The 24,333-nt window shown below is 71.3% G+C and carries 21 protein-coding genes; 11 read left to right on the top strand and 10 right to left on the bottom strand.

Annotated features, from left to right (window positions below):
• The first annotated feature begins 10 nt into the window (after positions 1-10).
• Positions 11-1,012 carry a LacI family DNA-binding transcriptional regulator gene (locus ACZ6Z4_RS27280; protein ID WP_465569905.1) on the top strand — a complete coding sequence of 334 codons (1,002 nt, stop codon included), beginning with the start codon at positions 11-13 and terminating at the stop codon, positions 1,010-1,012.
• On the opposite strand, the gene ACZ6Z4_RS27285 is transcribed toward ACZ6Z4_RS27280, so the two are convergent.
• Entirely contained in the window at positions 1,009-2,628 is a 1,620-nt protein-coding gene (locus ACZ6Z4_RS27285) for a M14 family zinc carboxypeptidase (protein ID WP_465569907.1), read from the bottom strand. The genes ACZ6Z4_RS27280 and ACZ6Z4_RS27285 overlap by 4 nt on opposite strands.
• Positions 2,520-3,929 carry an FAD-dependent oxidoreductase gene (locus ACZ6Z4_RS27290; RefSeq protein ID WP_465569909.1) on the bottom strand — a complete coding sequence of 470 codons (1,410 nt, stop codon included), beginning with the start codon at positions 3,927-3,929 and terminating at the stop codon, positions 2,520-2,522. Before ACZ6Z4_RS27290 ends, ACZ6Z4_RS27285 begins: the two co-directional genes overlap by 109 nt.
• Before the next feature lie 86 nt (positions 3,930-4,015).
• On the opposite strand from ACZ6Z4_RS27290, the gene ACZ6Z4_RS27295 reads away from it, so the two are divergent.
• Positions 4,016-4,567, top strand: a complete 552-nt coding sequence (locus tag ACZ6Z4_RS27295) for a TetR/AcrR family transcriptional regulator (protein ID WP_465569911.1) — start codon at positions 4,016-4,018, stop codon at positions 4,565-4,567.
• Here ACZ6Z4_RS27295 and ACZ6Z4_RS27300 read toward each other — a convergent pair.
• On the bottom strand, positions 4,564-5,304 hold the full coding sequence (locus ACZ6Z4_RS27300; RefSeq protein ID WP_465569913.1) for a rhomboid family intramembrane serine protease: 741 nt from the start codon (positions 5,302-5,304) through the stop codon (positions 4,564-4,566). The two genes, ACZ6Z4_RS27295 and ACZ6Z4_RS27300, sit on opposite strands and share 4 nt — an antisense overlap.
• Positions 5,305-5,418: 114 nt before the next feature.
• The gene (locus ACZ6Z4_RS27305) at positions 5,419-5,961 is read right to left on the bottom strand and encodes a peptidylprolyl isomerase (RefSeq protein ID WP_465569916.1); all 543 of its coding nucleotides are present in this window, start codon (positions 5,959-5,961) and stop codon (positions 5,419-5,421) included.
• Between the two features lie 244 nt (positions 5,962-6,205).
• Between ACZ6Z4_RS27305 and ACZ6Z4_RS27310 the strand changes: the two genes are divergently transcribed.
• The gene (locus ACZ6Z4_RS27310) at positions 6,206-6,985 is read left to right on the top strand and encodes a hypothetical protein (RefSeq protein ID WP_465569918.1); all 780 of its coding nucleotides are present in this window, start codon (positions 6,206-6,208) and stop codon (positions 6,983-6,985) included.
• A gap of 94 nt (positions 6,986-7,079) precedes the next feature.
• Here ACZ6Z4_RS27310 and ACZ6Z4_RS27315 read toward each other — a convergent pair whose 3' ends face one another.
• Complete coding sequence (locus tag ACZ6Z4_RS27315; protein WP_465569920.1) at positions 7,080-7,499, bottom strand: hypothetical protein; 420 nt, start codon at positions 7,497-7,499, stop codon at positions 7,080-7,082.
• 178 nt (positions 7,500-7,677) lie between these two features.
• Positions 7,678-8,160 (bottom strand): methylated-DNA--[protein]-cysteine S-methyltransferase, encoded by a 483-nt coding sequence (locus ACZ6Z4_RS27320; protein WP_465569923.1) that lies wholly within the window; start codon positions 8,158-8,160, stop codon positions 7,678-7,680.
• A gap of 156 nt (positions 8,161-8,316) precedes the next feature.
• Here ACZ6Z4_RS27320 and ACZ6Z4_RS27325 point away from each other — a divergent pair, with 156 nt between their 5' ends.
• The 4 genes from ACZ6Z4_RS27325 to ACZ6Z4_RS27340 all read left to right on the top strand — a co-directional run bounded on the left by ACZ6Z4_RS27325 (position 8,317) and on the right by ACZ6Z4_RS27340 (position 12,648).
• Positions 8,317-9,150, top strand: coding sequence for a DUF4328 domain-containing protein (locus tag ACZ6Z4_RS27325; protein WP_465569926.1), 834 nt, complete (start codon positions 8,317-8,319; stop codon positions 9,148-9,150).
• 205 nt (positions 9,151-9,355) lie between these two features.
• Positions 9,356-11,491: a DUF4328 domain-containing protein gene (locus ACZ6Z4_RS27330; RefSeq protein ID WP_465569928.1), complete on the top strand. Its 2,136-nt coding sequence runs from the start codon at positions 9,356-9,358 to the stop codon at positions 11,489-11,491.
• A gap of 95 nt (positions 11,492-11,586) precedes the next feature.
• Positions 11,587-12,363: a sugar phosphate isomerase/epimerase family protein gene (locus ACZ6Z4_RS27335; protein ID WP_465569930.1), complete on the top strand. Its 777-nt coding sequence runs from the start codon at positions 11,587-11,589 to the stop codon at positions 12,361-12,363.
• Between the two features lie 138 nt (positions 12,364-12,501).
• Positions 12,502-12,648 carry a hypothetical protein gene (locus tag ACZ6Z4_RS27340; RefSeq protein ID WP_465569932.1) on the top strand — a complete coding sequence of 49 codons (147 nt, stop codon included), beginning with the start codon at positions 12,502-12,504 and terminating at the stop codon, positions 12,646-12,648.
• Between the two features lie 33 nt (positions 12,649-12,681).
• Here ACZ6Z4_RS27340 and ACZ6Z4_RS27345 read toward each other — a convergent pair whose 3' ends face one another.
• From ACZ6Z4_RS27345 to ACZ6Z4_RS27355, 3 genes are read right to left on the bottom strand one after another with little or no spacing between them, the layout of a single operon-like run.
• Positions 12,682-13,716 (bottom strand): S-adenosylmethionine:tRNA ribosyltransferase-isomerase, encoded by a 1,035-nt coding sequence (locus ACZ6Z4_RS27345; protein ID WP_465569934.1) that lies wholly within the window; start codon positions 13,714-13,716, stop codon positions 12,682-12,684.
• Positions 13,713-14,420: an SDR family NAD(P)-dependent oxidoreductase gene (locus ACZ6Z4_RS27350; protein WP_465569936.1), complete on the bottom strand. Its 708-nt coding sequence runs from the start codon at positions 14,418-14,420 to the stop codon at positions 13,713-13,715. The genes ACZ6Z4_RS27345 and ACZ6Z4_RS27350 overlap by 4 nt, the downstream gene beginning before the upstream one ends.
• 34 nt (positions 14,421-14,454) lie before the next feature.
• Positions 14,455-16,641 carry a discoidin domain-containing protein gene (locus ACZ6Z4_RS27355; protein WP_465569938.1) on the bottom strand — a complete coding sequence of 729 codons (2,187 nt, stop codon included), beginning with the start codon at positions 16,639-16,641 and terminating at the stop codon, positions 14,455-14,457.
• 97 nt (positions 16,642-16,738) lie between these two features.
• Between ACZ6Z4_RS27355 and ACZ6Z4_RS27360 the strand changes: the two genes are divergently transcribed.
• Positions 16,739-18,964, top strand: coding sequence for an outer membrane protein assembly factor BamB family protein (locus tag ACZ6Z4_RS27360; protein WP_465569939.1), 2,226 nt, complete (start codon positions 16,739-16,741; stop codon positions 18,962-18,964).
• Here ACZ6Z4_RS27360 and ACZ6Z4_RS27365 read toward each other — a convergent pair.
• Positions 18,961-20,811 carry an FAD-binding oxidoreductase gene (locus ACZ6Z4_RS27365; protein ID WP_465569940.1) on the bottom strand — a complete coding sequence of 617 codons (1,851 nt, stop codon included), beginning with the start codon at positions 20,809-20,811 and terminating at the stop codon, positions 18,961-18,963. The genes ACZ6Z4_RS27360 and ACZ6Z4_RS27365 overlap by 4 nt on opposite strands.
• 82 nt (positions 20,812-20,893) lie before the next feature.
• Here ACZ6Z4_RS27365 and ACZ6Z4_RS27370 point away from each other — a divergent pair, with 82 nt between their 5' ends.
• From ACZ6Z4_RS27370 to ACZ6Z4_RS27380, 3 genes are all read left to right on the top strand, one after another.
• Complete coding sequence (locus tag ACZ6Z4_RS27370) at positions 20,894-21,514, top strand: TetR/AcrR family transcriptional regulator (RefSeq protein ID WP_465570201.1); 621 nt, start codon at positions 20,894-20,896, stop codon at positions 21,512-21,514.
• The gene (locus ACZ6Z4_RS27375) at positions 21,515-23,056 is read left to right on the top strand and encodes a glycerol-3-phosphate dehydrogenase/oxidase (RefSeq protein ID WP_465569941.1); all 1,542 of its coding nucleotides are present in this window, start codon (positions 21,515-21,517) and stop codon (positions 23,054-23,056) included. It begins immediately after the preceding gene.
• Positions 23,057-23,132: 76 nt separating this feature from the next.
• The gene (locus ACZ6Z4_RS27380) at positions 23,133-24,332 is read left to right on the top strand and encodes a DUF4328 domain-containing protein (RefSeq protein ID WP_465569942.1); all 1,200 of its coding nucleotides are present in this window, start codon (positions 23,133-23,135) and stop codon (positions 24,330-24,332) included.
• The last annotated feature ends 1 nt before the right edge of the window (position 24,333 follow it).

Consider the following 24,333-nt stretch of genomic DNA (forward strand, 5'->3'; position numbering starts at 1 on the left):
GGAAACGACGATGGTGACCAGGCTGAGCGACGTCGCGGCGCGGGCCGGGGTCTCGGTGAAGACGGTGTCCAACGTCATCAACGACTACCCGCACATCACCGCGCAGACCCGGGCCAAGGTCCAGGCCGCGATCGAGGCGCTCGACTACCGGCCGAACGTGAGCGCCCGCTCGCTGCGCAAGGGCCGCTCGGACTTCATCGCGCTGGCCATCCCGGAGATGGCCTCGCCGTACTTCGCGGAGCTCGGCGCGGCGATCTCCCGGGCCGCCAAGAAGCGCGGCATCACGGTGCTGATCGACCAGACCGAAGGCGAGGCCGCCGCCGAGAAGCTGGTCCTGGACGGGATGCGCGGGCAGCTGATCGACGGCATCATCTTCTCGCCGATCACCACCTCACCGGCCAAGATCGGCGAGACCGAGACCGCCAAGCCGATCGTGCTGCTGGGCGAGCGGGACGCGGGCGGCCGGCTCGACCGGGTCGCGGTCGACTCGGTCCAGGCGTCGTACGACGCGACGACGCACCTGATCGGGCTCGGCCGGCGGCGGATCGCGGCGATCGGTGTCGGCGGCGGCGCGGGCACCGGATCCGTGCGGCGGAAGGGCTACCGCAAGGCGCTGAAGGCGGCCGGGATCGAGCACGACCCGGCGCTCGAGCTGGCCGGGACCGGTTACCACCGCGAGGACGGCGCCGCGTCGATGCGCGAGCTGCTCGCGCTCCCGGAGCCGCCGGACGCGGTCTTCTGCTTCAACGACCTGCTCGCGCTCGGCGCGCTGCGGACGCTCGCCGAGGCCGGGCTGTCGGTCCCGGACGACGTCGCCGTGGTCGGCTTCGACGACATCGAGGACGGCCGGTACCACTCGCCCTCGCTGACCACGATCGCGCCGGACATGGAGTGGCTGGCCGAGCACGCGGTCGAGCTGCTGCTCGACCGGATCGCCGGGAACGGTGAGGCCGCGCGCCGCGACCTCACCGTCCCGCACACGTTGACGATCCGGGAGTCGACCGGCGGCTAGAAGGCGCTCGCGCAGGTCGTCAGGTTGGCCGTCACGCTTGCACCGCGGGCGACGGTGACCTGCCGGGTCTCCAGCACCTGACCGGTCGGGCGCTCACAGGTCAGCGTCCACGACTCCGTCCCACCCTGCTGTACGACGGCCGGCCGCGTCGACGGGTTGGTGTGCCAGGTGTAGCTGCCGCTCGCCGGGACGACCATCGTGGTGTCCAGGACGTCGGGCAGCTGGGTGCCGTTCCAGGTCTTGGTGGTGAACGACTTCTTCAGCCGGAGCACGGCGCCGGCCGGGCCGGAGCCGGTGACGATCGAGTGCCGCGCCGGGTTGATCGTCGACTCGGCCGCGAGCAGGAACGCCGAGCGGTTGCCCTTGCCCGCCGTACCGCCGGAGCCGAAGTAGTAGTTGACGACGTTCGAGAACGCCGGGTGGAAGCTGTTCGCGCCGTGCTCGAAGGTGAACCCGAGCCCGCCGGTCGCGTAGTACGACCAGTCCTCCGTCGTACCGGTGGTGTCGTACAGCTCGTAGCTGAACTGGCTGTCGTAGCCGTTCTGGGCGGCCATCTGGTCGCCGAGCGCCTTGTAGATCGCCTCGTCCGGCGTCGGGCCGGCTCCGGCGTACCCGGGCTCGCGGAGGACCAGGTTCGAGTAGGTGTGGTTGGTGATCAGCGTGGTCACCTGGTGCGCGGAGACCAGGGCCTGGACGTTGCGCGACTCGGGCTCGCTGAACGCACTCGCACCGCGGTACGTCTCCGAGGTGAGGCTGGTCGACGCACCCGGGCCGCCCCAGAAGCCGGAGTAGTTGCGGTTCAGGTCGGTGCCGCGGGAGCGGTTGGCGGACTGCGCGCACTGGCCCTGGGTCGGGATCTGGCCGTTGGTGATCCGGCAGTTCTTCCGCTTCAGCTCGTAGCCCAGGGTGCGGCTCAGGTTGAAGCCGTCCGGGTTCACCACCGGCACGAAGATCACGCGGGCCTTGTCGAGGATGTTGGTGATCCGCGGGTCGACGCCGTCGTTCTTCAGCAGGTCGTAGGCGAACTCCATCGTCAGCTCGCCGGACGGCCACTCGCGCGCGTGGTGCAGCCCGAGCATCAGGAAGACCGGCTTGCCGTTGCTGACGTTGACGTCCCGGGTCACCTCGATGCCACGGATCGCCCGGTTCTCCAGCGAGGTGTTCTTCAGCGTGAACTGCTTGACCTTCGTCGGGTACTGACTGGCCAGCGCGGCCATGTCGTTGGTGTAGTCGGCGAGCTGCCGGTACGCCGTCCGCCCGCTCGGCAGCGTGGCCGCGAGCTTGTTGCCGTGCACGGCTTTCGCGTACGCCGCGTCGGCGGCCTCGCGCTCCCGGTCGGCGCCCTGGAGGTCGTCCTCGAGCGTGGACCAGGTGAGGCCGGCCAGCTCCAGCAGCCGGCGATCGTGGTTGCCATAAGCAACGACATCGACGAAGGTCTTCCCGGCCGACTCGGCCAGGTCCAGGTCGAGCGTGCTCAGCCGCTGCTTGTCGGCGGCGGTCGGGGTGTTCACCCGGAGCAGCTGGACCAGCTCGTCGTTCTGGTACGCCGAAGCCTTCGGGTCAGGCGGCGCGGCCGCCTGCACCTGACCGCCGGCACCGACGGCGAGAGCCGCCACGAGCGCCAGGGGGACCAGTCGTTTCCATCGGGCGGGATGGGACACGGTGACCTCCAGTAGTGAGGTTGCAACGTTCGGTAACTGGAGGGTAGAGGTCGGCAGGGGGTCGCGGAAGCCATTTCGCCCGGCGGACGGGAAAACCCGCGCTCAGCGGGTCCGGACAGCCGACAAGCGCACGGCCAACCCGCGCTGGACGGCCGGCAGCTTGCCGAGCAGGCGCAGCAGCAGGTTGCGCGCCGGGCGGAGCGCGGGGGGGGGGGGGGGAGAGTGGCGATCCGGGTCAGGCGGCTGGCGAGCGACACCACGTCGAGTGCCTCCGCGCGGGCCTGCGTCGCGTAGAGGTCGAGCTGGTGCTCGTCACCTGTTTCCAGCGCGGTGTCCAGCGCCTCCCCGAGGGTGATCGCGTCGCGGAGTCCGAGGTTCATCCCCTGGCCGCCGGCCGGGCTGTGGGTGTGAGCGGAGTCGCCGGCCAGGATCACCCGCCCACTCCGGTACGCCGGCGCCACGCGCTCGTGGATCCGGAAGCGGGAACCCCAGATCACCTCGGTCACCTGCACCGAGGCCCGTCGGCCTGCCCCTGGTCCCCGGCTGTCGAGCAAGCTCTGCGCGTACGCGACACTCACCTGCTCCGGCGCCTCCTGGACCTCGGCGACCAGCCGGAACGACCCGTTCGGCAACGGTGCGACCACCAGCACTCCTTGGTTCGCGAGATAGAGCTGCACCTCCTCACCCGTGGGCCCACCGTCCACCCATACGTCGGCCAGGCTGAAGTTCAGCGGCAGCGTGTCGCCGATGTCGTCGCCGAGGCCGGCCAGATCGCGGATCCGGCTGTGCATGCCGTCGGCCGCGACGACGTACCGGGCGGTGAGCGTCTCGCCGGTGGCGAGTGTGACGACCGCGTGGTCGTCGTACTGGGTGAGTCCGGTCGCCTCGCACGGGCGGCGGACCTTGCCGCCGAGAGCCTCGAAGCGATCGACCAGGACCTGCTCGGTCAGGTCCTGCGGAATCATCAACGTGTACGGGTACTTCGTCGCCAGCCCACCGAACGGCACCGCGATCAGCTCGCGCCCACCGTCGCGGATGCTGAACCGCTCCGCCGGCACCCCGAGCTCCACCAGCCGCTCACTGGCCCCGATCCGCTCCAGCATCTCCAGCGTCCGCGCGTGAATCACCGCCGCCCGCGAGGTGTTCGCTCCCGCACCCACCTTGTCGATCACCACGACCTCACGCCCGGCCCCCGCGAGCATCACCCCGACCGCCAGCCCGACCGGCCCGGCCCCGACCACCACGACGTCCGTCATCTCCGCCTCCTGGTCAACGCTTGTTGACTTAGACGGTACGGCGGTCCCGCTGGCCAGGTCAACACCTGTTGACCTAGGCTGCGTCCATGCGACGCTCCGGCGACCAGACCAAGGCCGCGATCCTCACCGCCGCCCGCGAACGCTTCGCCGCCGACGGCTACGAACGCGCCACCATCCGCGCCATCGCCGCCGACGCCGCCACGGATCCGGCGCTGGTCATGCGCCACTTCGGAACCAAGGAGAAGCTGTTCGCCGCCGCGGCAGACTTCGACCTGCAACTGCCAAAACTGTCGACCCTGCCAAAAGAGGAACTGGGCGCAAGCCTGGTCCAGCACTTCCTCACCCGTTGGGAGCAGGACGACACCCTGCAAGCGCTCCTGAGAGCAGCAGTCACCAACGCCGCGGCTGCTGAGCGGATGCGGGAGATCTTCAGTACGCAGTTGGCCGTTGCCGCGAGTGGGCTGTCCGAAGAACCTGAAGTTCGCGCCGGCCTGGTCGCCGCTCAGACTCTCGGCCTCGGACTCTGCCGGTACGTACTGAAGCTCCAACCCGTGGCCGACATGTCTCGGGCGGATGTGGTGGCGTGGTTGGGGCCTACCGTCCAGCGGTATCTGACGGCGGCCGACCCGTCCGCCTAGGTCCTGGTCTTGTTGCGGCGGCGGTTGGTTTCCTGGAGGAAGAGCCAGGCCAGCGCGGCGCCGACGACGAAGCCGCCGAGGTGGCCCTGCCAGCTGATGTTGGGGAAGGTGAAGGAGATCACCGCGGTGATCGCGACGTAGGCCAGGATCCAGGTGACGTCCATGCCGCGGGCGCGGCTGATCACCAGGAGGGCGCCGACCAGGCCGAGGACGGCGCCGGAGGCGCCGAGGGTGGCGCTGAGCGGGTTGCCGAGGATCCAGACCGCGACGCCGCCGCCGAGCGCGGACAGGAAGTACAGCAGGGTGAAGCGCAGCCGGCCGAGCATCTGCTCCAGCTGCGGACCGACCTGGTAGAGCATGAACAGGTTCGAGAAGATGTGGAAGATCTGCACGTGCGCGAACGCGGACGTGAGCAGCCGCCACGGCTCGGTGTCGACCAGCGCGGGCACCAGGACCAGGTCGTTGACGAACCCGATGCTGCTGGTGCGGATCGCGATGAAGACCAGCACGTTGATCGCCAGCAGCGTCAGCGTGACGACCTGGGTGTTGCCGCGGGCGACCCCGCCGAGCGACGTCCGGGTCCGCGGGACCGACTTGACGCCCTCGCTGAAGCAGGACGGGCACTGGAAACCGACCGAGGCCGCGTTCATGCAGGCCGGGCAGATCGGCTTCTCGCAGCGCTGGCAACGCACCCCGGTGGGCCGATCCGGGTGCCGGTAGCAGACGGTCTCGGTCACGGGCTGGTCCTCTCGGTACATCGCCGGCGGATCGGTCGCGGTCCCCGGAGTCACGAACGGCCGATCCGTGAAGATCGGCCGTTCGGTGCCCAGGTACCGCGGTCGGGCGGTGGTTCAGCTGGTGCGGGTCTCGATCTTGACGCTGTTGATCACGACCGGCTCGACCGGGCGGTCGGCGCCGCCGGTCTTCACGGTGGCGATCGCGTCGACGACCTTGCGGGACTCGTCGTCGGCGACCTCACCGAAGATGGTGTGCTTGCGGTTCAGGTGCGGGGTCGGGACCACGGTCACGAAGAACTGCGAACCGTTGGTGCCGCGGCCGAACTGGATGCCCGCGTTGGCCATCGCCAGCAGGTACGGGCGGTCGAACTGCAGGTCCGGGTGGATCTCGTCGTCGAAGGCGTAGCCCGGCGAACCGGTACCGGTGCCCAGCGGGCAGCCGCCCTGGATCATGAAGCCGGAGATCACCCGGTGGAAGCCCAGGCCGTCGTAGAAGCGCTCGTTCTTCTTCTCACCGGTCTCCGGGTCGGTCCACTCCTGGGTACCGTCCGCGAGGCCGACGAAGTTCTTCACCGTCTTCGGCGCCTCGTTGGGGAACAGCCTGATCACGACGTCGCCCATCGTCGTCTGCAGGGTCGCGAACAGTTCTTCGGCCACGGGAGTACTCCTCATCGGGTTACAACTGACGCCCTCGATCCTGTCACGGCGCTCCAAGCCGGCGGGCACCGACCGGCCGGGACAACGTTTGCCACCGGACCGGTGGCCCGGCCGCCCGGTTTATCGCCTGGGTACGTCGTACGATGCAGATGCAGCCGGATTTGTCCAGAAGCCGTAGAGGTCGTCCCAACCCGTCAGTGGGCCGGACCGAGCCCGTGGCGCGGGCGACCACCGAGGAGGAACCGTGGGTTTGTTGAAGTCCAAGGGCCGGGTCGAGACCGCGAAGGACCGGGTCCGGCCGCTCGCCGAGTCGGCGTCGCACAAGGTCGGTGCGGGCGCGGGGCAGGTCCGCGACCACCTCGGACCGGCCGTGGGCACCGCACGGGAGAAGGTGTCGCCGTACGCCGAGAAGGCCGTCGAGCGGGGTGCGTCGATCGCGCACACCGCGGTGGAGAAGGCCGGGCCGGTGATCGACGACGCGCTGGCCAAGGTCGGACCGGCCACCGAGCACGCCGCCGAGAAGGCGCGCGAGCGGATCAACGACGACCTGCTGCCGAAGGTGACCGCGGCACTGGCCGCGCTGGCCGCCGCGGCCGAGCCGGTGGTCGAGGAGACGTCACGCCGCGGCAAGGCCACCAAGGCCGCGCTGAAGGGTGAGCTCGAGGTCCCGAAGAAGAGCCACAAGCTGCGCAACCTCGCGCTCTTCCTGGGCTTCGGTGCGCTGGCGGCGGCCGCCGTCCGCAAGCTGCTGACCCCGCCGGAGCCGGCCTGGCAGTCGACCCCGACCAGCGGTCGCGACTACAGCTCGGCGCCCGCGTCGCGCCCGACGCCGGCCACCGACAAGCCGGCCGCGGCCAAGCCCGCCGACACCGCCGCCTCGAACGGCACGCCGAACGGCAAGACCGAGGCCGACGACAAGGCCGACGAGACCAAGGCGGCGTCGAACGGCACCGCCAAGAAGGCCACCCCGTCGGCCCGCAAGCCGGCCGGTGGCACGGACAGCACCAAGCCGTCCGGCTCCTGACACCGCAACGACGAAGGCCGCGCACCCGTTCGGGTGCGCGGCCTTCGTGCTGCTCGGGGTGTTCCCGGGGCCACCGACCCCGGGGCTGCCGGGCTCAGTCCTTGGCGCCGCTCGCCTTGCCTTCGTCGCCGCGTACGTCGGCGGCTTCGCGCGGATCGTCGTCGCGCGGGTCGCCGGCGTACTCGTCGTCGAGGTCGACGTCGTCGCGGCCGGTCGTGGTCGAGATCCGGCCCGCCGACAGCAGCTGCGTCGCGTACCGGTGGGTGATGCACGGGTAGGTCGCGCCGCAGTGCACGCAGACGGCGTCGTTGCGGTGCATCCAGGGCAGGACGCCGAACCGTTTGGTCTTGGTCAGCGGCTCCCGGTCCGGGGCGTGCAGCTGGAGGGCTTCCCGGGCGGCGTTCTGGATCTCCGGCGCCGACCACTCCTCGGCACTCTTGTCCATCAACGCGTGCAGGTCCGGGGGGAGGGAGTCGCCGGCGGTGACCGGCGGTTCGGCAGGGGACTGGGTCATCTGTGGTCTCCGGGCTGAAGGTCGGGGCGGTGCACGACCGGACCAGGCTGGAACGGCTGTCTGAAGCGTGTCAGTCTGATCGCTCGCAGCGACACTAGCCGCTCAGCGGCCTACTCCTGCCACCGCCCGGCAGTACTCCCGAGTAAGGGTTTCGTCATCTTCTCGCCAGGGCCGGGAGTCAGCTCCAGAGGTTCTCGAAGGCGACCCGGGCCTCGAGCTCCAGCAGGTGCCGTTTGCGCGGGATGCCACCGCCGAAACCGACCATCTTGCCGCCCGCGCCGACCACCCGGTGACAGGGCACGACCAGGGGTAACGGGTTCCGGTTGCAGGCCACACCGACGGCCCGGGCAGCGCCGGCGTCGCCGACCGCCTTGGCGACGTCGCCGTAGGTCTGCATCTCGCCGTACGGGATGCGGGTCAGCTGCTGCCAGACCGCGCGCTCGAACGCCGAGCCGCCACGCACCGCCAGCGGCAGGTCGAAGTCGGTCCGCTCGCCCGCGAAGTACGCCTTGAGCTGCTCCTGGGTCTCGGTGAGCAGCGGGTCGGGCACGGTGACCGGCTCGATGTCGTCGAGGGCGCCGAACGAGACCCGGCACAGCCCGGTGTCGTCGACGGCCAGGGACAGGTCACCGATGGGCGAATCGATCACGGACCAGCGCATGAGCCCATCCTCCTCCCCGGCACCGACACTTTGTGCCGGTGCGGCGGCACAATGGGATGCGGGGCGTGACGCCGGACACACAATGTCCTGGATTCGTCACAGTGTGTGTGCTATTCCTGAGTCGCCCTCTTCCCGACCGGCAGCGAGGGGTTGTCCGTGACCGAGCAGACCCCCGACTCCGACCTCCCGCGGTACCTGCCGGGCACCTTCCGCTCCAGCACCCCGCCGGCCTACCCCCAGTACGGCGTACCGGAGGCCGGCGGCGCGCACCTGCTGCCGAAGCGCCCGCCCTCGCCGCCGCTGGACCGCTGGTTCACCTCGGAGCACGCGATGGGCCTGGCCGCGTCGATCCTGATCGGCGCCGTCACGGTGATGAGCTGGGCCACCGCCTGGTCGGACTGGAACTCCTACCGCACCCTGCGCCTGTACGCCGGCGACGCCGACCGGATGGACGACGCCGACCTGATCTCCGGCCTGTTCGGCATCATCGCCGCGCTCGCCCTGTTCACCTCGGCGGCGGTGTTCATCGTCTGGCTCTGGCGGGTCCGCTGGAACGCCGAGATGTTCTGCCGCGGCGAGCACCGCTACACCCGCGGCTGGGTGCTCGGCGGCTGGGTCGTCCCGGTGGTCAACCTCTGGTACCCCAAGCAGGTCGTCGACGACATCGTCGCGGCCAGCGACCCGCGGACCCCGCCGCACCTGCCGACCCTGCGCGGCATCCCGGGCACCCGGCTGGTCTGGGCCTGGTGGCTGACCTGGGTGGTCGGCCTGGTGCTCGACAACATCGGCCAGCGCAGCGTCCTGGACGGAGCCCCGCAGCTCGGCGAGCTGCGGGAGAACGCGTGGATGTCGACCGTCTCCGCGGTCAGCACGACGGCGGCGGCGGTGCTCGCGATGATCCTGATCCAGCGGATCAACGACCTGCAGACCGAGCGCCCGTGGACGCCGTGGTGGGCGACTCCGGCGGACCCGGGGAATCCTGCCCGGTGAACCACCCCGTCACGGACCGTCCACTGGGTCGTTACAAGTGGTGATGGGCGTTGGAAAAGAACTCGTTAAGTCGATACCCTCCGTGCTGGGCTCGGCTCCCCACGGGTACTTACTTCGTGGTATCAATGGGGCTCGGTCACGCGGGGGCAGGATTCGACCGAGACGCCGAACAGACGGAGTTCCAGCAACGCGAGGGACGCACGACGTGAGCCACCCGCAAACGGCGGTCTTGTCCGCTGCCGAAGACCACGACGAGTGGCAGCCACATGCTGCTGAGGAGTTCCAGCAGGTCGGTACCGTCGGCAAGATCGCGACCGGTCTGCTGGCCGCGTCCACGCTGACCCATCTGCTGGTCACCTGGTCGGACTGGAACACCTACAGCGCGGTCAGCCAGTTCCTCGGCGACGGCGCCGACGTCGACATGGCGATCCTGAACCGGGCCGACACGATCGCCCGGCTCACCTCGATCCCGAACGTGATCGTCTCGGTCGCGGCCGCCGTGGTCTTCGTGATCTGGCTGTGGCGCGCGCGGGTCAACTCCGAGGTCTTCTGCCAGGCCGACCACCGCCGCAGCCACGGCTGGGTGCTGGCGAGCTGGTTCTGCCCCGGCCCCAACCTCTGGTACCCCAAGCAGATCGTCGACGACGTCTGGCTGGCCAGCGATCCGAAGACGCCCGTGTACGCCGACGACCTGCGCCGGTTCAGGCCACCGCTCCTCACTCAGGTGTGGTGGATCACCTGGGTCGGCGCTCTCGCGTTCGACGTGGTGATCCGCCGGTTTCTGATGTGGATGAGCCCGACCAAGGCGACCCTGCTCGGGATCGCGCTGGCCGGTGCGGCGTCGCTGCTGCTGACCGCGGCCGCCGCGGTCGGCGGCACGCTGGTGATCCGCAAGATCAACGCGATGCAGGCCGGCCGCGAGTGGGTCCCGTGGTGGGACCAGCGCGAGCCGAAGCTGACCGCCGTCCCGACGTACGCCGACGACGACACCTCCGAGCAGCAGCCGATCGCCGAGCCGATCGCCACCGCTCCCGCGCTGCGCCTCGAGCGCTCCCCGGAGCGCCGTTCCGGCTACACCCAGCAGCCCCCGAACCAGTACGCCGCCAACGAGACGACCTTCGGCGGTGGAGCGGCCGGGACCAACCCGTTCGCCGCTCCCGCCGCGGGTGCCGGGCTCGCCGCCGAGGCCGTCAGCGGCGGAGCCACCGGCTCGCCGTTCGCGCCGCCTGCTCCCGCCGAGGAGGAGGCGCCGGCCTGGAGCCCGTTCGCGCCGGTGGCTTCGGAGACCTACCAGGACGCCGGTCCGGCGACCGAGCAGTTCAGCCCGGTGGAGACGTGGCGCGAGGAGCGGGGGCCGGTCGAGGAGGCCACCCCGTCGTACCAGCAGACCGCGTCCGGTCTGGAGTCGCCGAGCTGGGCCGACACCGGCAGCTACGGCACCGCCTCGACCTCCGACGACCTGCTGTCGGCGCCGCTGCCGAGCTGGCAGGCCGAGACGGTCGCCCCGCCGACGCTGAACGCCGCGCAGCCCGACCCGTACTCGTACCAGCCCGAGCCGGCCGCCCCCGCCGCCGAGCCGGAGCCGACCTGGTCGTCGTCGTACGCGCAGGGCTACTCCTACGAGACCACGTCGGACTACCTGACGTCGTCGGCGCCGATCCCCGCACCCGAGCCGGAGCCCGAGCCTGCACCTGTTGCGCGCGCCGGCCGCCGGGCCGCTCGGGTCGCGGTGGACAGCCCCTCGACGGTCCAGCAGCCGACGTACCAGGAGCCGAGCTACCAGCAGGAGAGCGACGACTACCTCACGCCGTCGAAGCCGCTGCCCTCGGTCCCGTCGTACGGCCCGGAGCCGACGTACTCCCCGGAGCCCGCCGCCTACACCCCCGAGCCCAGCTACGCGCCGGAGCCGACCTACGCGGCGTACGACGCCCCGGCGGTCCCGTCGAGCTACGAGACGGCGTACACCCCGGACTACAGCTCCTCGTACACCGAGTCGACGTACTCGGACTACAGCTCGTCGTACGCGCCGCAGCAGCCGGCCGAGCCGTCGTACGAGTCGTACAGCTCGACCTACGACTCCTACAGCTCGCCGGCGCAGAGCAGCTACTCCGACAGCAGCTACGACTACAGCCCGAACTACGCGCCCGAGTCCTACGACAGCAACTACGCGTCGACCGACTACAACTACTCCCAGCCGGCCGAGCCGCAGTACCAGCAGCAGGCGCCGTACTCGTACGAGCCGGCCGAGCCGCCGGCCGCCCCGGCCTCCGGTACGCCGGACGGCGAGGACACCGGCGAGCACAGCGCCCCGCGGACCCACCCCCGCCGCCGCTGGGTCTGAGACCCGCCCTCCCGAAGAGGCCTGATCCCTCCCCCCGGGATCAGGCCTCTCTTTCATCCTGCGCGGAAAGCGCTTGCACGCTAGGGTTGACTGTCATGACCCTGGCTTTCTCCACGCTCGGCTGCGCCGGCGCTCCGCTCGACACCGTCCTCGACCTCGCCCAGGCCAACCAGATCACCGGCCTGGAACTGCGGGCCGCCGACGAGGAGTTCACCCACATCGGGTTGACCCCGGCCGAACGCCGGACGCTGCGCTCCCGGATCGAGGACGCCGGCCTGGAGATCCTCGCGGTCGACAGTTACGTGCACCTGTGCGGCGTCGAGGAGCAGCCGCTCGCCGAGCACCTGGAACTGGCCCACGACCTCGGCGCCCGCGGCGTCCGGGTCTTCATGCGCGACGACCCCGAGGCGACCGGCGAGCCGACAGCCGGCGAGCTGCGCGCGATGGACCGGGTCGCCCGGTCGTCGACCGAGGTCAGCGTGCTGCTGGAGACCCACGACACGCACTCGTCCGGCCGGAGCATCGCCGCGTTCTGCGCGCTGCTCGACCGCGAGGTGCCCAGCCACAACGCCCGGGTGATCTGGGACGCCGCCCACACCCGCCGGACCGGCGAGACCGCGGCCGAGTCGCTCGAGCTGCTCCGGCCGTGGCTCGAGTTCGTCCAGATCAAGGACCACGACTCGCACAACAACTACAAGCCGGTCGCGATGGGCGCCGGCGATTACCCGATCGCCGACCTGCTGAAGGCCCTCGACGGCACCGGCTACCCGCTGTCGCTGGAGTGGGAGCTCAAGTGGCACCCCGACCTGCCGCCGCTGTCCGAGGCACTGCCGGCGACGCTCGCCTGGCTCGGCGGTTCAAAATCGAACTAATTGGCCTAGGCCACAATCACGACTCGATTCGGGCCAGGTGCATGACAACGGGCACCGGTCGGTCGTCAGACAGGTGAAGTCCCGACGGGGGACCTTGCAGGTAAGGACATTCACGATGACTGTTACCAGCGTGCGGTGGTGGGTCGGTTGAGTCCGCGGGCCGTGGACAAGCGGGCCCGGCCGGGGAACGAGGGCGGGTTGCCCGCGACGGAGCCGGCCGCCGACCTGAGCGGGGTCGGGCAGCCGGAGGAGACCAAGGAGCCGGTCGAGGCCGAGCAGCACTGAGCCGGACCGGCCGGCCTGCACAGGCCCGGCCGGTCAGTGCCGCAGCATCAGGCACACGTCGCCGAACTCGTGCCACAGGTAGTGCTGCTCCAGCGCCGCGTCGTACGCCTGCTGGACGACAGCACCGCCGACGACGGACTCCAGCAGGAGCAGGTGCGACGCCTCGGGTGCGTGCATGCCGGTGATCAGCCCGTCCACAACCGACGCCGGCCGGTCGGGCCCGAGGACCAGGTCGGTCCAGCCACTCGACGCCAGCACTGCTCCGCTCGGCAGCGCGGTCGACTCGATCGCACGCACCGCAGTGGTCCCGACAGCGATCACGCGGCCGCCGTTCGCCTTCACCCAGTTCACCAGGCGCGCGGTGTGCTCCGGTACGGCGTACCGCTCGGGCAGCGGGGGCTCGTGGCTCTCCAGCGACGACACCCCACAGTGCAGCAGGATCGGCGCGATCAGTACGCCGGCCGCCGCCAGCTGACTGACCAGCTCGAAGCTGAACGGCCTGCCCGCGCTGGGCATCTCCGCCGAACCCGGCTGGTTGGCGAACACGGTCTGGTAGAGCCCGAGCGGCCACTGCCGGTCGACGTACTTGTAGGTGATCGGCCGCCCGTGCTTGCGCAGGTACCCGACCACGTCGCTCGCCGGTGGCTGCGCTCGCCACAACCGCGTCGAACCTTCCTGGTACGGCGCCAGCAGCCGCAGTACACCGTCCGGCAGCTCCACCTCGTCGCCACTCGCCCCACCGAGCATGGGAGAGCCGCCACTGCGCAGCTCGACCACCCACGTCCCGTCGTCGAGTGCTGTCGAGAAGTGCACCACCACAGGCGCCACACCCGAGCCAGTGATCCAAGAGCCGTCGACAGCAGCCGCCAGCGTGCCGGACGTGTTCACCAGCAGCAGGTCACCCGGCCGCAGGTGTTCACCGATCCGGTCGAAGCTGGTGTGCCGCACGGTCGCCCCCTCCGCGACCAGCAGCTTCACCTGATCCCGAGCCAGCCCGCGCGCCTCCGGCGGCTCGACGGCGTTCAGCTCGTCGGGCAGCGTGAACCTGGTCTGCGGGTGGACCTTCACGACGTCACCGCGGGCGCGAACTCCGCCGCCCGGTAGCGCCCGCTCGCCGGGCGGCCGTCGAGCAGCCCGAGCAACGCCGGTACGACGGTCGCCGGCTCCGGCCGGTCCGAGATGTCCTCGCCCGGGAAGGCCGCCTGGTGCATCGCGGTCCGCAGGTCGCCCGGGTCGACGGCGTACACGGCGAGGTCGGGGTGCTCGGCCGCGAGCACGGCGCTCGCGTGGTCGAGCGCGGCCTTCGACGAGCCGTACCCACCCCACCCCTCGTACGCCTCGACCGCGGCGTCCGAGCTGACGTTGAGCACGATCCCGGCCGCGGTCCGCAGCTCGGGCAGCAGCGCCTGGGTCAGCGCGATCGGCGCGACCACGTTCACCTCGTACACCCGCCGGAGCTCGGTCAGATCGGCTCCGGCCAGCCGCTGCAACGGGCTCGGCCCGAGGTAGCTGGCGTTGTTCACCAGTAGGTCGAGGCGGCCGAGCTCCCCGACCGCGTCCACCAGGTCGGCCCGGTGCTCGGGATCGGTGACGTCCCCGGCGAGCGGGACGACGTCGGTCTTTGCGGCCAGTCCGTCGGCCGCGTCCTTGAGGGCGTCGGCTCCCCGAGCGGTGATGATCAGCGACCATCCCCGCTCGGCGAGCCCGTGCGCCAGCGCCAGTCCGAGGCCCGTCGACGCCCCGGTCACCACAGCAACAGGAGAAGAAGTCATGCCCGCCACTGTGGTACCTCAAGTCAGCTTGAGGTCAAGAGCCGTACACCTCGTACTCCGAGAGCTGCCCGGCCGGCCAGCCCGTGTTGCCGGTGAAGGTGAGCCGGACGTACCGCGTACTGACCGCACTCGGCAGCGTGATCGTGGCCGTGTTTCCCGAACCAGGGTTGAAGGTCCGGCCCGCCGCGGCCGCGAGCTGCGTGTACGACGAGTTGTTGGTGCTGCCCAGCACCGCGATCGTCTGGGTGCGGGTGCCCCAGGCCGAGCTCGGCGGGAGCTTCAGCACCAGCCGCTTCACCGACTGGTTACTGCCGAGGTCGACGGTGAGCGACTGCGGCCACGCGTTGTTCGCGCTTTCCCAGTAGCTGTTGGCGTTTCCGTCGACCGTGTTGGCCGGCGCGTAGTTCTGCACCTGGCTGGTCGCGGTGACCTGCTTGCCCGCGGCGAGGTTGCCGGTCGGCGTACCGGGATCGGCGCCGCCGCCGGTGCCCGGCTCGACCCAGTTGCAGCCGCTCCAGGTCGAGTCCCAGCCGCTGTTGCCGGAGCCGCGGTTCAGCGCGAAGGTCCCACCGGGGTACGCGCAGTTGTAGACGCCGGCCCGGCCGACGCCGCTGGCCCGCACGTTGCTGACGGTCGCCGACCCGGTCGTCTCGGCCTGGAACGCGAAGGTCCCGGCGCCTTCGATCGAACCGCCGTCGACCGTCACGTTCTGCACCGGACGCCCGGCGCCGCCCCCGTCGACGAACTGGTACGCCGACCACGGGCTCGCCACGAGCCGGTTGTTGGTCAGCCGCACCTGCGCGTTGATCTGGCTGTCGTACGCGTCGACGCGGATCGCGCCGTGCGGGTGGTTCTGTCCCCAGTTCGGGTTCATCGCCCCGGTCCGGAGCAGCGTGTTGCCGGAGACGTTGATCGTGCCCGCGAGCGGGAAGAACGGCGAGCCGAAGGACTGGTTCGAGATCGCGATCCCGCCGCCGAGCGCGTTGGTGTCGGCGATCAGGTTGTCCCGGACGGTGATGTCGGTGCCGCCGTAGATCGCGATGCCGTTGGCCAGGTTCGGCTGCACGATCGTGTTGTTCGCGAACGTCGAGCTCCGGTTGGCGGCGTGCAGCGACCAGGCCGCGAGCGCGTCGTCACCGGTGTTGCGCAGGTAGTTGTTCCGGACCTGCGCGTTGTACGCCGTACCGTTCAGGTTCAGCCCGTCGGCGGTCAGGTCGTAGAAGCGGTTGTTCTCGACGACCAGGTTGTCGTTGTTGCCGGTCAGCCAGAGCCCGACCTTCAGGTGCTGCAGCCACAGGCCGGAGACGACCGAGTTCGGGCCGAGGCTGCCGTTCACGAAGTTGTCCGGCGAGTTGTCGTTGCGCTCGGTCACCTCGCCGATCACCGCGAAGTCGTGCAGCTTCACGTTGCCGCCGCCGTTCGGGCGGTCGATCAGGTGGTGGCTGAGCAGCACCGAGTGCCAGCGCCCGGCGCCGCGGATCGTCACGCCGTCGGGGTTGATGGTGCCGCCGACCTTGAACCGCCCGGCCGGGATCCAGACCGTCCCGCCGGAACCACGGGCGCTGTCGATGGCGCTCTGGATCGCGCCGGTGGAGTCGCTGTTGCCGTTCGGGTCGGCGCCGCGGTCGGTGATCGAGATCGAGCCGCCCGGCTGACCGGCCGGTCCGGCGACGTTCTCGAACTCGACGTCGTCGATCGTGTACGGGCCGGCGGTGTTCTCGCCGTCGACCTGCAGCTTGATCTTGGCGCCGGCGTTCACCGTCCGGCCGAGCTGGAGCCGGGCGTGGTCGTAGAGCTTGTGCGTCCTGGAGCCGGCGATCCAACCGGTGTCGAGGTAGCTGTACTTCGACGTCACGGCGAGCTGCTGGGACAGCTTCTGACCGTCCACGTAGACCGACAGCGTGCCACTCCGGCCGTCCGGTACGGCGTACGCGACGGTGATCGCGTTGGTGGTGGCGGGCGCCGTGAACTCGACGTACTGGCCGCCGTTGAGCGTGACTGCCTGGCGGTTCGAGGCCTCGGCGGCGAGCGTGCCCTGGGCGTAGCTCGGGCCGATCCGGCTGCCGTTGGTGGCCGAGCTCTCGGCCTCGACGATGGTGAACGGAAGCGTGGCGCCGACCGCCTGGACGGCCTGTGGAGCGGCGGCGGCAGGGGAGAGGCCGGCACCGGCGAGCGCGGTGGAGGCGACAGCGAGCAGGGCGATATGTCTGGGGGCGGACATAGAGCACCTTCCTTGGGGGCGGTAAGGAAAAGGACGTCTCTGCGAAATTCTTCACTTGTTCTCCGCAAAATATCCACAGAACCACCGACCTGTCACTATGTCGCGGGTGACGGGGCTACGCGAGCGGTGGAACGACCTGATCCCGGGAGCGGCCGCGCTCGCCGACGACCTGACCGCGCGCTACCGCGCCGACGACCGCCGGGCCTACCGCGACCAGTACCTGCAGCACGTCCTCGACGCCCTCGGCACGCTCGACCAACTCAGCACCGACCCGACCGCCGTCTACCTCGCCGCCTGGTTCCACCGGGCCGTGCACGAGCGCGGCGGGCTGACGGACGCGGAAGCCTCAGCAGCTCTCGCCGAAGAGACGCTTCCGACGTACCACGTGACCTCGGCCAGGGTCGCCGAAGTCGCTCGCCTGATCCGTCTGACCGGTACGCCGACCGTCTGGTCGGAGACCTCGTCCGACCCGAACGGCGACGTCCTGCTCGACGCGGTGAACTCGACGCTGGCCGCGGTGAACTACGCCAACCACGCAGCCGAGGTCCGCCGCGACGCGACCGACCGCGGCACGGCGGTCAAGCAGCGGCACGCCGTCGTCCAGGAGCTGCTGGACGGACCGATCTTCCACACCCAGCTCGGCCGCGACCGGTACGCCGCGGCCGCGCGCACCAACCTGAAGGCGGAGCTCGAGGTCCTCGACGGGGAGATCCCGGCACCCTGGCGGGGCTGGCAGCGCGCGACACTGATCGGCCTCGCGGTGATCAGCGCGCTGGTCGCCACGGCGGCGGGCTTGGGCGCGACCACCAGTCCGTGGCGGTCAGGTGCACGGGACGAGGCGACCTGGCCGGCCTGGGTGCTCGTCGCGGTCTCGCTCGCCACCGTCCTCGCTCTGCAGAAGCTTGCCCAGAGCAACGATCGTCGATCGCGGTGGATCGCCGGTGGGATCGCGGTCGCGGCGGCGGCCGGTCTGCTGATCACGATCCTGCTGATCCCGGAGCGGACGCCGGCGACCGGTCCCGGTGAGCGGGTGCCGCTGGTGGTCCTGAGCCTGGGGCTGCTGGTGATCGGCGGTCTGGCCGCGCTCGCCGCGAACGCGCTGACGGCGCCGCTGCCCTCGCGCAACCATGGGCAGATCATCGCGGCCTTGGGGACCGCCGCGGTGGTGGTGGCTGCGGCGGTGCTCTTCGCCGACCCGGCGGGTCGCGCGTACCTGCTGCGCGCGAACGAGCAGATCAGCGGATCGGCCGCGCCGGAGGTCCAGGCGCCGCGGTCCGACCTGAGCGGGCGGATCGCCTGGGAGAGCCCGACCACCTCGCTGCGGTCGGACGCGGTCGCCGACGCGGTGGAGACCCGGTACGGCATCGCGATCTCCCGGCAGAGCGGCTCGATCGAACTGCTCGACCCGGCCACCGGCGACGTCCGCTGGCGGCACACCCGCTCCGACACCGCCGCACTCCCCGCCCTGTACGCCGTGAGCGACGGCCGCCAACTGCTCGCCGACTTCGACGACTTCGGGTACCTGCTGCTCGACGCCTCGACCGGCAAGCGCGAGGCCGCGTGGCCGGAGTCGACCCGCGACCACTCGGTCGCGCACGCGGACCCGCTGCTCACCGGCGAGCAGGTCTCCCGAGGATCGGACAAGCTGCGCGGCGTCGACCCGGACGGCAACGAGCGCTGGACCTTCGAGCCCGGGCGCTGCACGAGTATTGGCGCGACCGCGACGGCGAACACCGTGGTCACCTTCCTCGGTCACAGCTGCGGGCAGCGGCCGTCCGAGCTGACCGGGCTCGACCTCGCGAGTGGCAAGCAACTGTGGAACCGTCCGGCGAACTGGCGTGGCGTGACCCGACTGGTGTTCGGCGACCTGGTGGTCGCGATCGAAGCGCAGCAGGGGACGCGCGGCATCCTGGTCGCGCTCGACGCGCGCACCGGCGAGGTGAAGTGGCGCTTCGACCTGCCGGACGCGTGGGCCTGTGACAGCAAGCTCGCGGCGGCCGGCGGGCAGGTCGTCCTGCTCAACTGCCCGTCGGCGTCGACGCAGCACAGCACGGTCGTCGCGACGGTTCTCGACGCACGCACCGGAACCGTCGCCTGGCAGCGGACGGTCGCCGGGGACCTCAGCCTGCCGGTCTCGGTGACGGACGACGCGCGGATCGTGGCGCTGCGGCCCTCGACCACCGGCTGCGACGTGACGGTGCTGGCCCAGGCCGCCGACCGACGTGTCGCCCTCCCCGAGGAGGTCGACTGCAGCCAGGGAATCCATGCCCTGGGCAACCAGTTGCTGGTCTCGGGCGAGGACGCGGTGATCGCTCTCCGTTAATCAGGTAACAGAATGCCTGGGCTGAGGATTCCGCTCGGATCCACCACCTGCTTCACCGCCAGCAAACTCTCGATCGCCAGCGCGCCGACCTCCTCGGCGTACGCCTCACGATGATCGGTCCCCACGCCGTGGTGATGCGTGATCGTCCCACCTGCCGCGCCGATCGCCGTACTGGCCGCGGTTTTCGCGTGCTGCCACTGCGCCACCGGGTCGTCGGCCTGCGCACACACCACGGTGAAGTAGAGCGAAGCCCCGGTCTCGTACACGTGCGACACATGGCAGAGAACCAACGGCGGCGTCCCCTGCTCACCCAGCGACTTCACCAGCGCATCAGTGACCGCAGCCTTCAGCGCCGGCAGCTTCGACCAGAACCCGGCCGTCTCCAGCGTCTCCACGAGCGCCCCCTCGTCGAGCAGCGGGTCCCGCAGGTACGGCGCGCGATAGCGGCCCTTGCGCCAGGTCTCACCCGGCTCCTCCCCGAGCGGCTCGCCTCCTGCTTGGGCGAGCACCTCCGCGACGGCAGCACGCCGTACGGCGGTCGCCGTGCCCTCGAACCCGACGATCACCTGTACGCCGCTCGCCCCACCGAGCACCTCGGGATCGGCCAGGTTGACCGCCGTCTCCGCCTCGTCGGACAGCCGCAGCACGGTCGGCAACGGCCCGTCCTGCGCCAGCCGCCGGATCGCGTCGAGCCCCTCGGTGAAGCTCGCGAACCGCCAGCCCTCGAAGAACCGCTCGACCGGCCGCGGCCGGATCCGGACCAGCACCGACGTGATGATCCCGAGCGCGCCCTCAGACCCCAGCCACAGCTGCCGCAGATCCGGCCCCGCCGCGGACATCGGCGCCCGCCCGAGCTCGACCGTCCCGCGCGGCGTCGCCACCGACACCCCGACCACCATCTGGTCGAACCGCCCGTACCCCGCCGACGACTGCCCGCTCGACCGCGTCGCGGCGTACCCGCCGATCGAGGCGCCTTCGTACGACTGCGGAAAGTGCCCGAGCGTGTAGCCGCGCTCCTTGAGCGCCGCCTCGGCGGCGGTTCCCCGTACGCCGGCCTCGATCCGTGCTGTCCGGGACACCTCGTCGATCTCGGTGAGTCGATCAAGCCGCTTGAGGTCCACCGCGATGAACTGCTTGGTCGGCACCAGCCCACCCACCACCGAGGTCCCACCGGCGTACGGCACCACCGCGATCCCGAGCCCTGAGCAGACCTCCAGCAGCCGCAGCACCTCGTCGTGCGACCCCGGAAACACCACCGCCTCCGGCATCCCGCTTCGATCCCCGGCTCGGTCTTTCAACAGATCGGGAGTGGAGTAGCCGCGCGTGTGAGCCCACCGCGTCGCGAAGTCGACCTGCACGTGCTCGGCCCCGAGCAGCTCCACCAACTCGCGAGGAGCGACCCCGTCCGCGCCCGCCTCGCGCTCGCCCGCGCCCGCCCCGCGCTCGCCCGCGCCCGCCTCGCCCGCGCCCGCCTCGCCCGCGCCCGCCTCGCCCGCGCCCGCCTCGCCCGCGCCCGCCTCGCCCGCGCCCGCCTCGCCCGCCTCGCGCTCGCCCGCCTCGCCCGCGCCCGCCTCGCCCGCCTCGCGCTCGCCCGCCTCGCGCTCGCCCGCCTCGCGCTCGCCCGCCTCGCGCTCGCCCGCCTCGCGCTCGCCCGCCTCGCGCTCGCCCGCGCCGGCAGAGCCGGCTGCGGCCGGGGCGGCCGACCCTCCCTTCCCCTCCGCTTCGCGTCGGCGCACCCCGAGGTGCTGCAGCGCAGCGAGCGCGGCGGCCGGCACCTCCACCGTCTGCGCCGGGTCGCCCCAGCGGCCCGGCGTGAGTTGCACCACCGGGAGGTCGGACTCGGTCATACAGGGCTCCCCATCGGTGGGTTCGGGAGGTACCGTCCGACTGTTCCGGCACCTCGGACTCGCTGATACACTCTGACGCGTGATGTCTCAGCGTAGCAGCGACCTCGAGTCGACCCCGTCCGGCCGCCCGGCGCCCGCGAACGCGATCGGTGAGGAGCGGATCCTCGACGCGGCGTACGAGCTGCTGCTCGCGATCGGGATGCGCCGGATGACGATGGCCGACATCGCCCGGCACGCCGAGGTCTCCCGCGCGACGCTCTACCGGCGCTGGCCGAACGTCCAGGCCGTCGTCGCCGCGCTGATGACGCGGGAGTGGACGACCGCGCTGATGTCCGCCTTCCAGCCCGACGCCGTCGACGGCCGGGCCCGTCTGGTCGAGGGCGTCGTCGAGGTGGTCGGCAAGACCCGGACGCATCCGCTGATGCGCAAGATCATCGAGCTCGACCCCGAGTTCCTCACGCCGTACCTGCTGGAGCGCCGCGGCAGCAGCACGGTCGCGCACCTCGCGCTGGTCGCCGAGGGCATCAAGGCCGGTCAGGCCGACGGTTCGATCCGCGCCGGCGACCCCGACTGGCTGTCCCGCCAGATCATCCTGGTCTCGCTCGCCTCCGCGGTCTCCGGCCCGGTGCTGGCGACCCACGAGGAGTACCCGCACCTCGACGAGGAGCTCCGCGCGATGCTCACCCGGTACCTGGAGCCCTAGATGATCTCGGTCGGCAACTCCAGCCTGAACGCGGCCCGCCGCACCAAGGAGCTCGACTGGCTGGACACCCGGCGGAAGGTCGACGTCCTGGTCGTCGGCGGCGGCGTGACCGGCGCCGGGGTCGCGCTGGACGCGGCCGCGCGCGGGCTGACCGTCGCGCTGGTGGAGAAGCACGACCTGGCCTTCGGTACGAGCCGTTGGAGCTCGAAGCTCGTCCACGGCGGCCTGCGCTACCTGGCCTCGGGCCACGTCGGGATCGCCTACGAGAGCGCCGTCGAGCGCGGCATCCTGATGAAGACGACCGCCCCGCACCTCGTGCACCCGGTCCCGCAGGTCGCCCCTTGGTTGCCTGAGGCAAGGTTCATGCAGGCGGCGCTGATCCGTTCGGCGTTCCTCGGCGGCGACGTGCTGCGCACCTTCGCTCACACCAGCGACGATTTCCTCCCGCACTCGCGCCGGGTCAGCTCGGCCGAGGTCCTGCGCTACGCGCCGACCGTCCGCCCGCACGGCCTGCGCGGCGGCTTCCTGACCTGGGACGGCCAGCTGTATGACGACGCCCGGCTGGTCGTCGCGATCGCCCGCACCGCCGCCCTGTACGGCGCCCGCGTGCTGACCCGCTGCGCGGCCGAGCAGGTGACCGGCCACGGCGCGGTCGTCGTCGACCAGCTGAGCGGCCGGCGGATCGACGTCGCGGCGCGGATGGTGATCAACGCGGGCGGCATCTGGGCCGACCAGGTCGCGACCGGGATCAAGCTGCGCCCTAGCCGCGGGACGCATCTGGTGCTGCCGCAGTCGGTCTTCGGCGAGCTCTCCGCCGTACTGACCGTGCCGGTGCCGGGGGAGCCGCGGCGGGTCGTGATGGCGATCCCGGCGCCCGACGGGCGGGTGTACGTCGGGCTGACCGACGAGGACGCGCCGGGCCCGGTCAGCGACGTGCCGGAGGCCAGCGACGCGGAGATCGACTTCCTGCTCGGCACGATCAGCGCGGCGGTCCGCGAGCCGATCACCCGCGCCGACCTGCTCGGTACGTACGCCGGGCTGCGCCCGCTGCTCGACACCGGCCACCACCGCGGCGAAGACAAGACCGCCGACATCTCCCGGCGGCACGCGGTGATCACGTCCCCCGATGGGCTGGTCACGATCGTCGGCGGCAAGCTCACGACGTACCGGCGGATGGCGCAGGACGCGCTCGACACGGCGCTGAAGCAGTCCTCGATCGAGGTCCGCCGACCGTGCCTGACGCACCGCATCCCGCTGGTCGGCGCCGCCGACCGCTCCCGCCTCGCGACGGTCCGCGCGCCGTCGCGCTTCGTCCAGCGCTACGGCATCGAGGCTCCCGACGTGATCGCCGGGGACCGCGCCCTGCTCGAGCCGATCGCCCCTGGGCTGGCCACCACTCAGGCGGAGCTCCTCTTCGCCGTACGGCACGAGGGTGCCCTCGACGAGAACGACATCCTGGACCGCCGCACCCGCCTCGGCCTCTCGGCCGCCGACCGCGCCCTGGCCCTCCCCGCGGCCCAAGCAGCCTTCGCCGCCGTCTGAACCTGTGGAAAACCTCGGGGCGCTCCCAGGTCTGAGATAACTTGTGGGGTAGCGGCGACCTGGGGAGGTGGGGATCGTGAGTCAGCCGTATGGCCAGGGTCCGTACCCCGGCAGTCACCCGCAGAACGTCGGCCAGTTCCACGGCGGTCCGCCGCCCGCTGCGCCGCCGAAGTACCGGACGCTGCGTCGCCTCGCGCTGGTAGCGGTCGCCCTGATGGCCGGCACCGTGCTCGTCAGCGTCATCCAGACGATCCTGATGTGGAGCTCGTACGAGGACGTGAAGCGGCTGATCTACGGCCTGCTGTCCGAGGACGAGATCGACCAGGGCGCCGAGGCGGTCGTCGGCGCGGGACCGCTGCTCGACGGGCTCGGCTACCTGTTCGCCGCGGCCGGGATCGTCGTGGTGATCTGGCTCTGGCAGGCCCGCGAGAACACCGAGATCCTCAAACCGCCGTTCGCGACGACGTACCAGGGCGGCTACAACACCGGCAACGGCGCCCACCGGCACTCCACCGGCTGGACCGTCGGCGCCTGGCTCTGCCCGGTCGTCCAGTTCTGGTACCCGTTGCAGGTCGTCGGCGACGTCGTCCGTGCCAGCGAACCGCCGAACCAGCCCGGCGTCGCGCGCTCCGGCCGGATCCGCGCGCTGCTGTACGGCTGGTGGGCGGCCTGGGTCGCCTTCTGCGTCGTCGCGGTCGGCAGCGGCCTGTTCGCCGGGATCAGCTTCGTCACCTGGATCGTCCGCCTGGTCGACCGCGCCGACGAGGCCCGCCTGACCGGCGACTACGTCGACATCTACGACCTGCAGGACTACCTGGTCCGGCTCGCGCTCGGGATCAACATCGCGTTCACGGTCGGCACGCTGCTGCTGATCGTCGCCGGCGCGACGTTCTCGCTGCTCCTCCTGCAGATCAGCAGCTGGCACGACGGCCGGATGCCGCAGTCCGGCGTCCCGCTGGGCCCGACGCTGCCGTACAACTCACCGTCGTACCTGCCGCCGGCCGACACGACTCCGCAGTACGCGCCGCGTCCCGCGCAGTCCAACCCGTACAGCTACGGACCTCCCGCCGCCCAGCCCCCGCCGGCCCAGCCGCCGCGCCCCGGCGGCCCGTACGGCCCCGGCGGGTACGGCGGCACCACCGGCTCGAGCCCGAACGGCCCGGGCCCGACCCGCCCGCAGGACCAGAGCCCGCCCGCACCGCGCGCGGACCCGCCGCGCTCGCCCTGGCCGACCCGCGAAGGCGGCCCGCCGGAGTACCCCGCCGGCTCCCGCTGAC

It is taken from the genome of Kribbella sp. NPDC104740, from assembly GCF_055583505.1.

Coding starts and splice junctions, on each gene's coding strand:
- ACZ6Z4_RS27280 (WP_465569905.1), top strand. CDS start 11: ATGGTGACCAGGCTGAGCGACGTCGCGGCGCGGGCCGGGGTCTCGGTG.
- ACZ6Z4_RS27290 (WP_465569909.1), bottom strand. CDS start 3,929: ATGACGGACGTCGTGGTGGTCGGGGCCGGGCCGGTCGGGCTGGCGGTC.
- ACZ6Z4_RS27295 (WP_465569911.1), top strand. CDS start 4,016: ATGCGACGCTCCGGCGACCAGACCAAGGCCGCGATCCTCACCGCCGCC.
- ACZ6Z4_RS27315 (WP_465569920.1), bottom strand. CDS start 7,499: ATGACCCAGTCCCCTGCCGAACCGCCGGTCACCGCCGGCGACTCCCTC.
- ACZ6Z4_RS27320 (WP_465569923.1), bottom strand. CDS start 8,160: ATGCGCTGGTCCGTGATCGATTCGCCCATCGGTGACCTGTCCCTGGCC.
- ACZ6Z4_RS27335 (WP_465569930.1), top strand. CDS start 11,587: ATGACCCTGGCTTTCTCCACGCTCGGCTGCGCCGGCGCTCCGCTCGAC.
- ACZ6Z4_RS27350 (WP_465569936.1), bottom strand. CDS start 14,420: ATGACTTCTTCTCCTGTTGCTGTGGTGACCGGGGCGTCGACGGGCCTC.
- ACZ6Z4_RS27355 (WP_465569938.1), bottom strand. CDS start 16,641: ATGTCCGCCCCCAGACATATCGCCCTGCTCGCTGTCGCCTCCACCGCG.
- ACZ6Z4_RS27360 (WP_465569939.1), top strand. CDS start 16,739: ATGTCGCGGGTGACGGGGCTACGCGAGCGGTGGAACGACCTGATCCCG.
- ACZ6Z4_RS27365 (WP_465569940.1), bottom strand. CDS start 20,811: ATGACCGAGTCCGACCTCCCGGTGGTGCAACTCACGCCGGGCCGCTGG.
- ACZ6Z4_RS27370 (WP_465570201.1), top strand. CDS start 20,894: ATGTCTCAGCGTAGCAGCGACCTCGAGTCGACCCCGTCCGGCCGCCCG.
- ACZ6Z4_RS27375 (WP_465569941.1), top strand. CDS start 21,515: ATGATCTCGGTCGGCAACTCCAGCCTGAACGCGGCCCGCCGCACCAAG.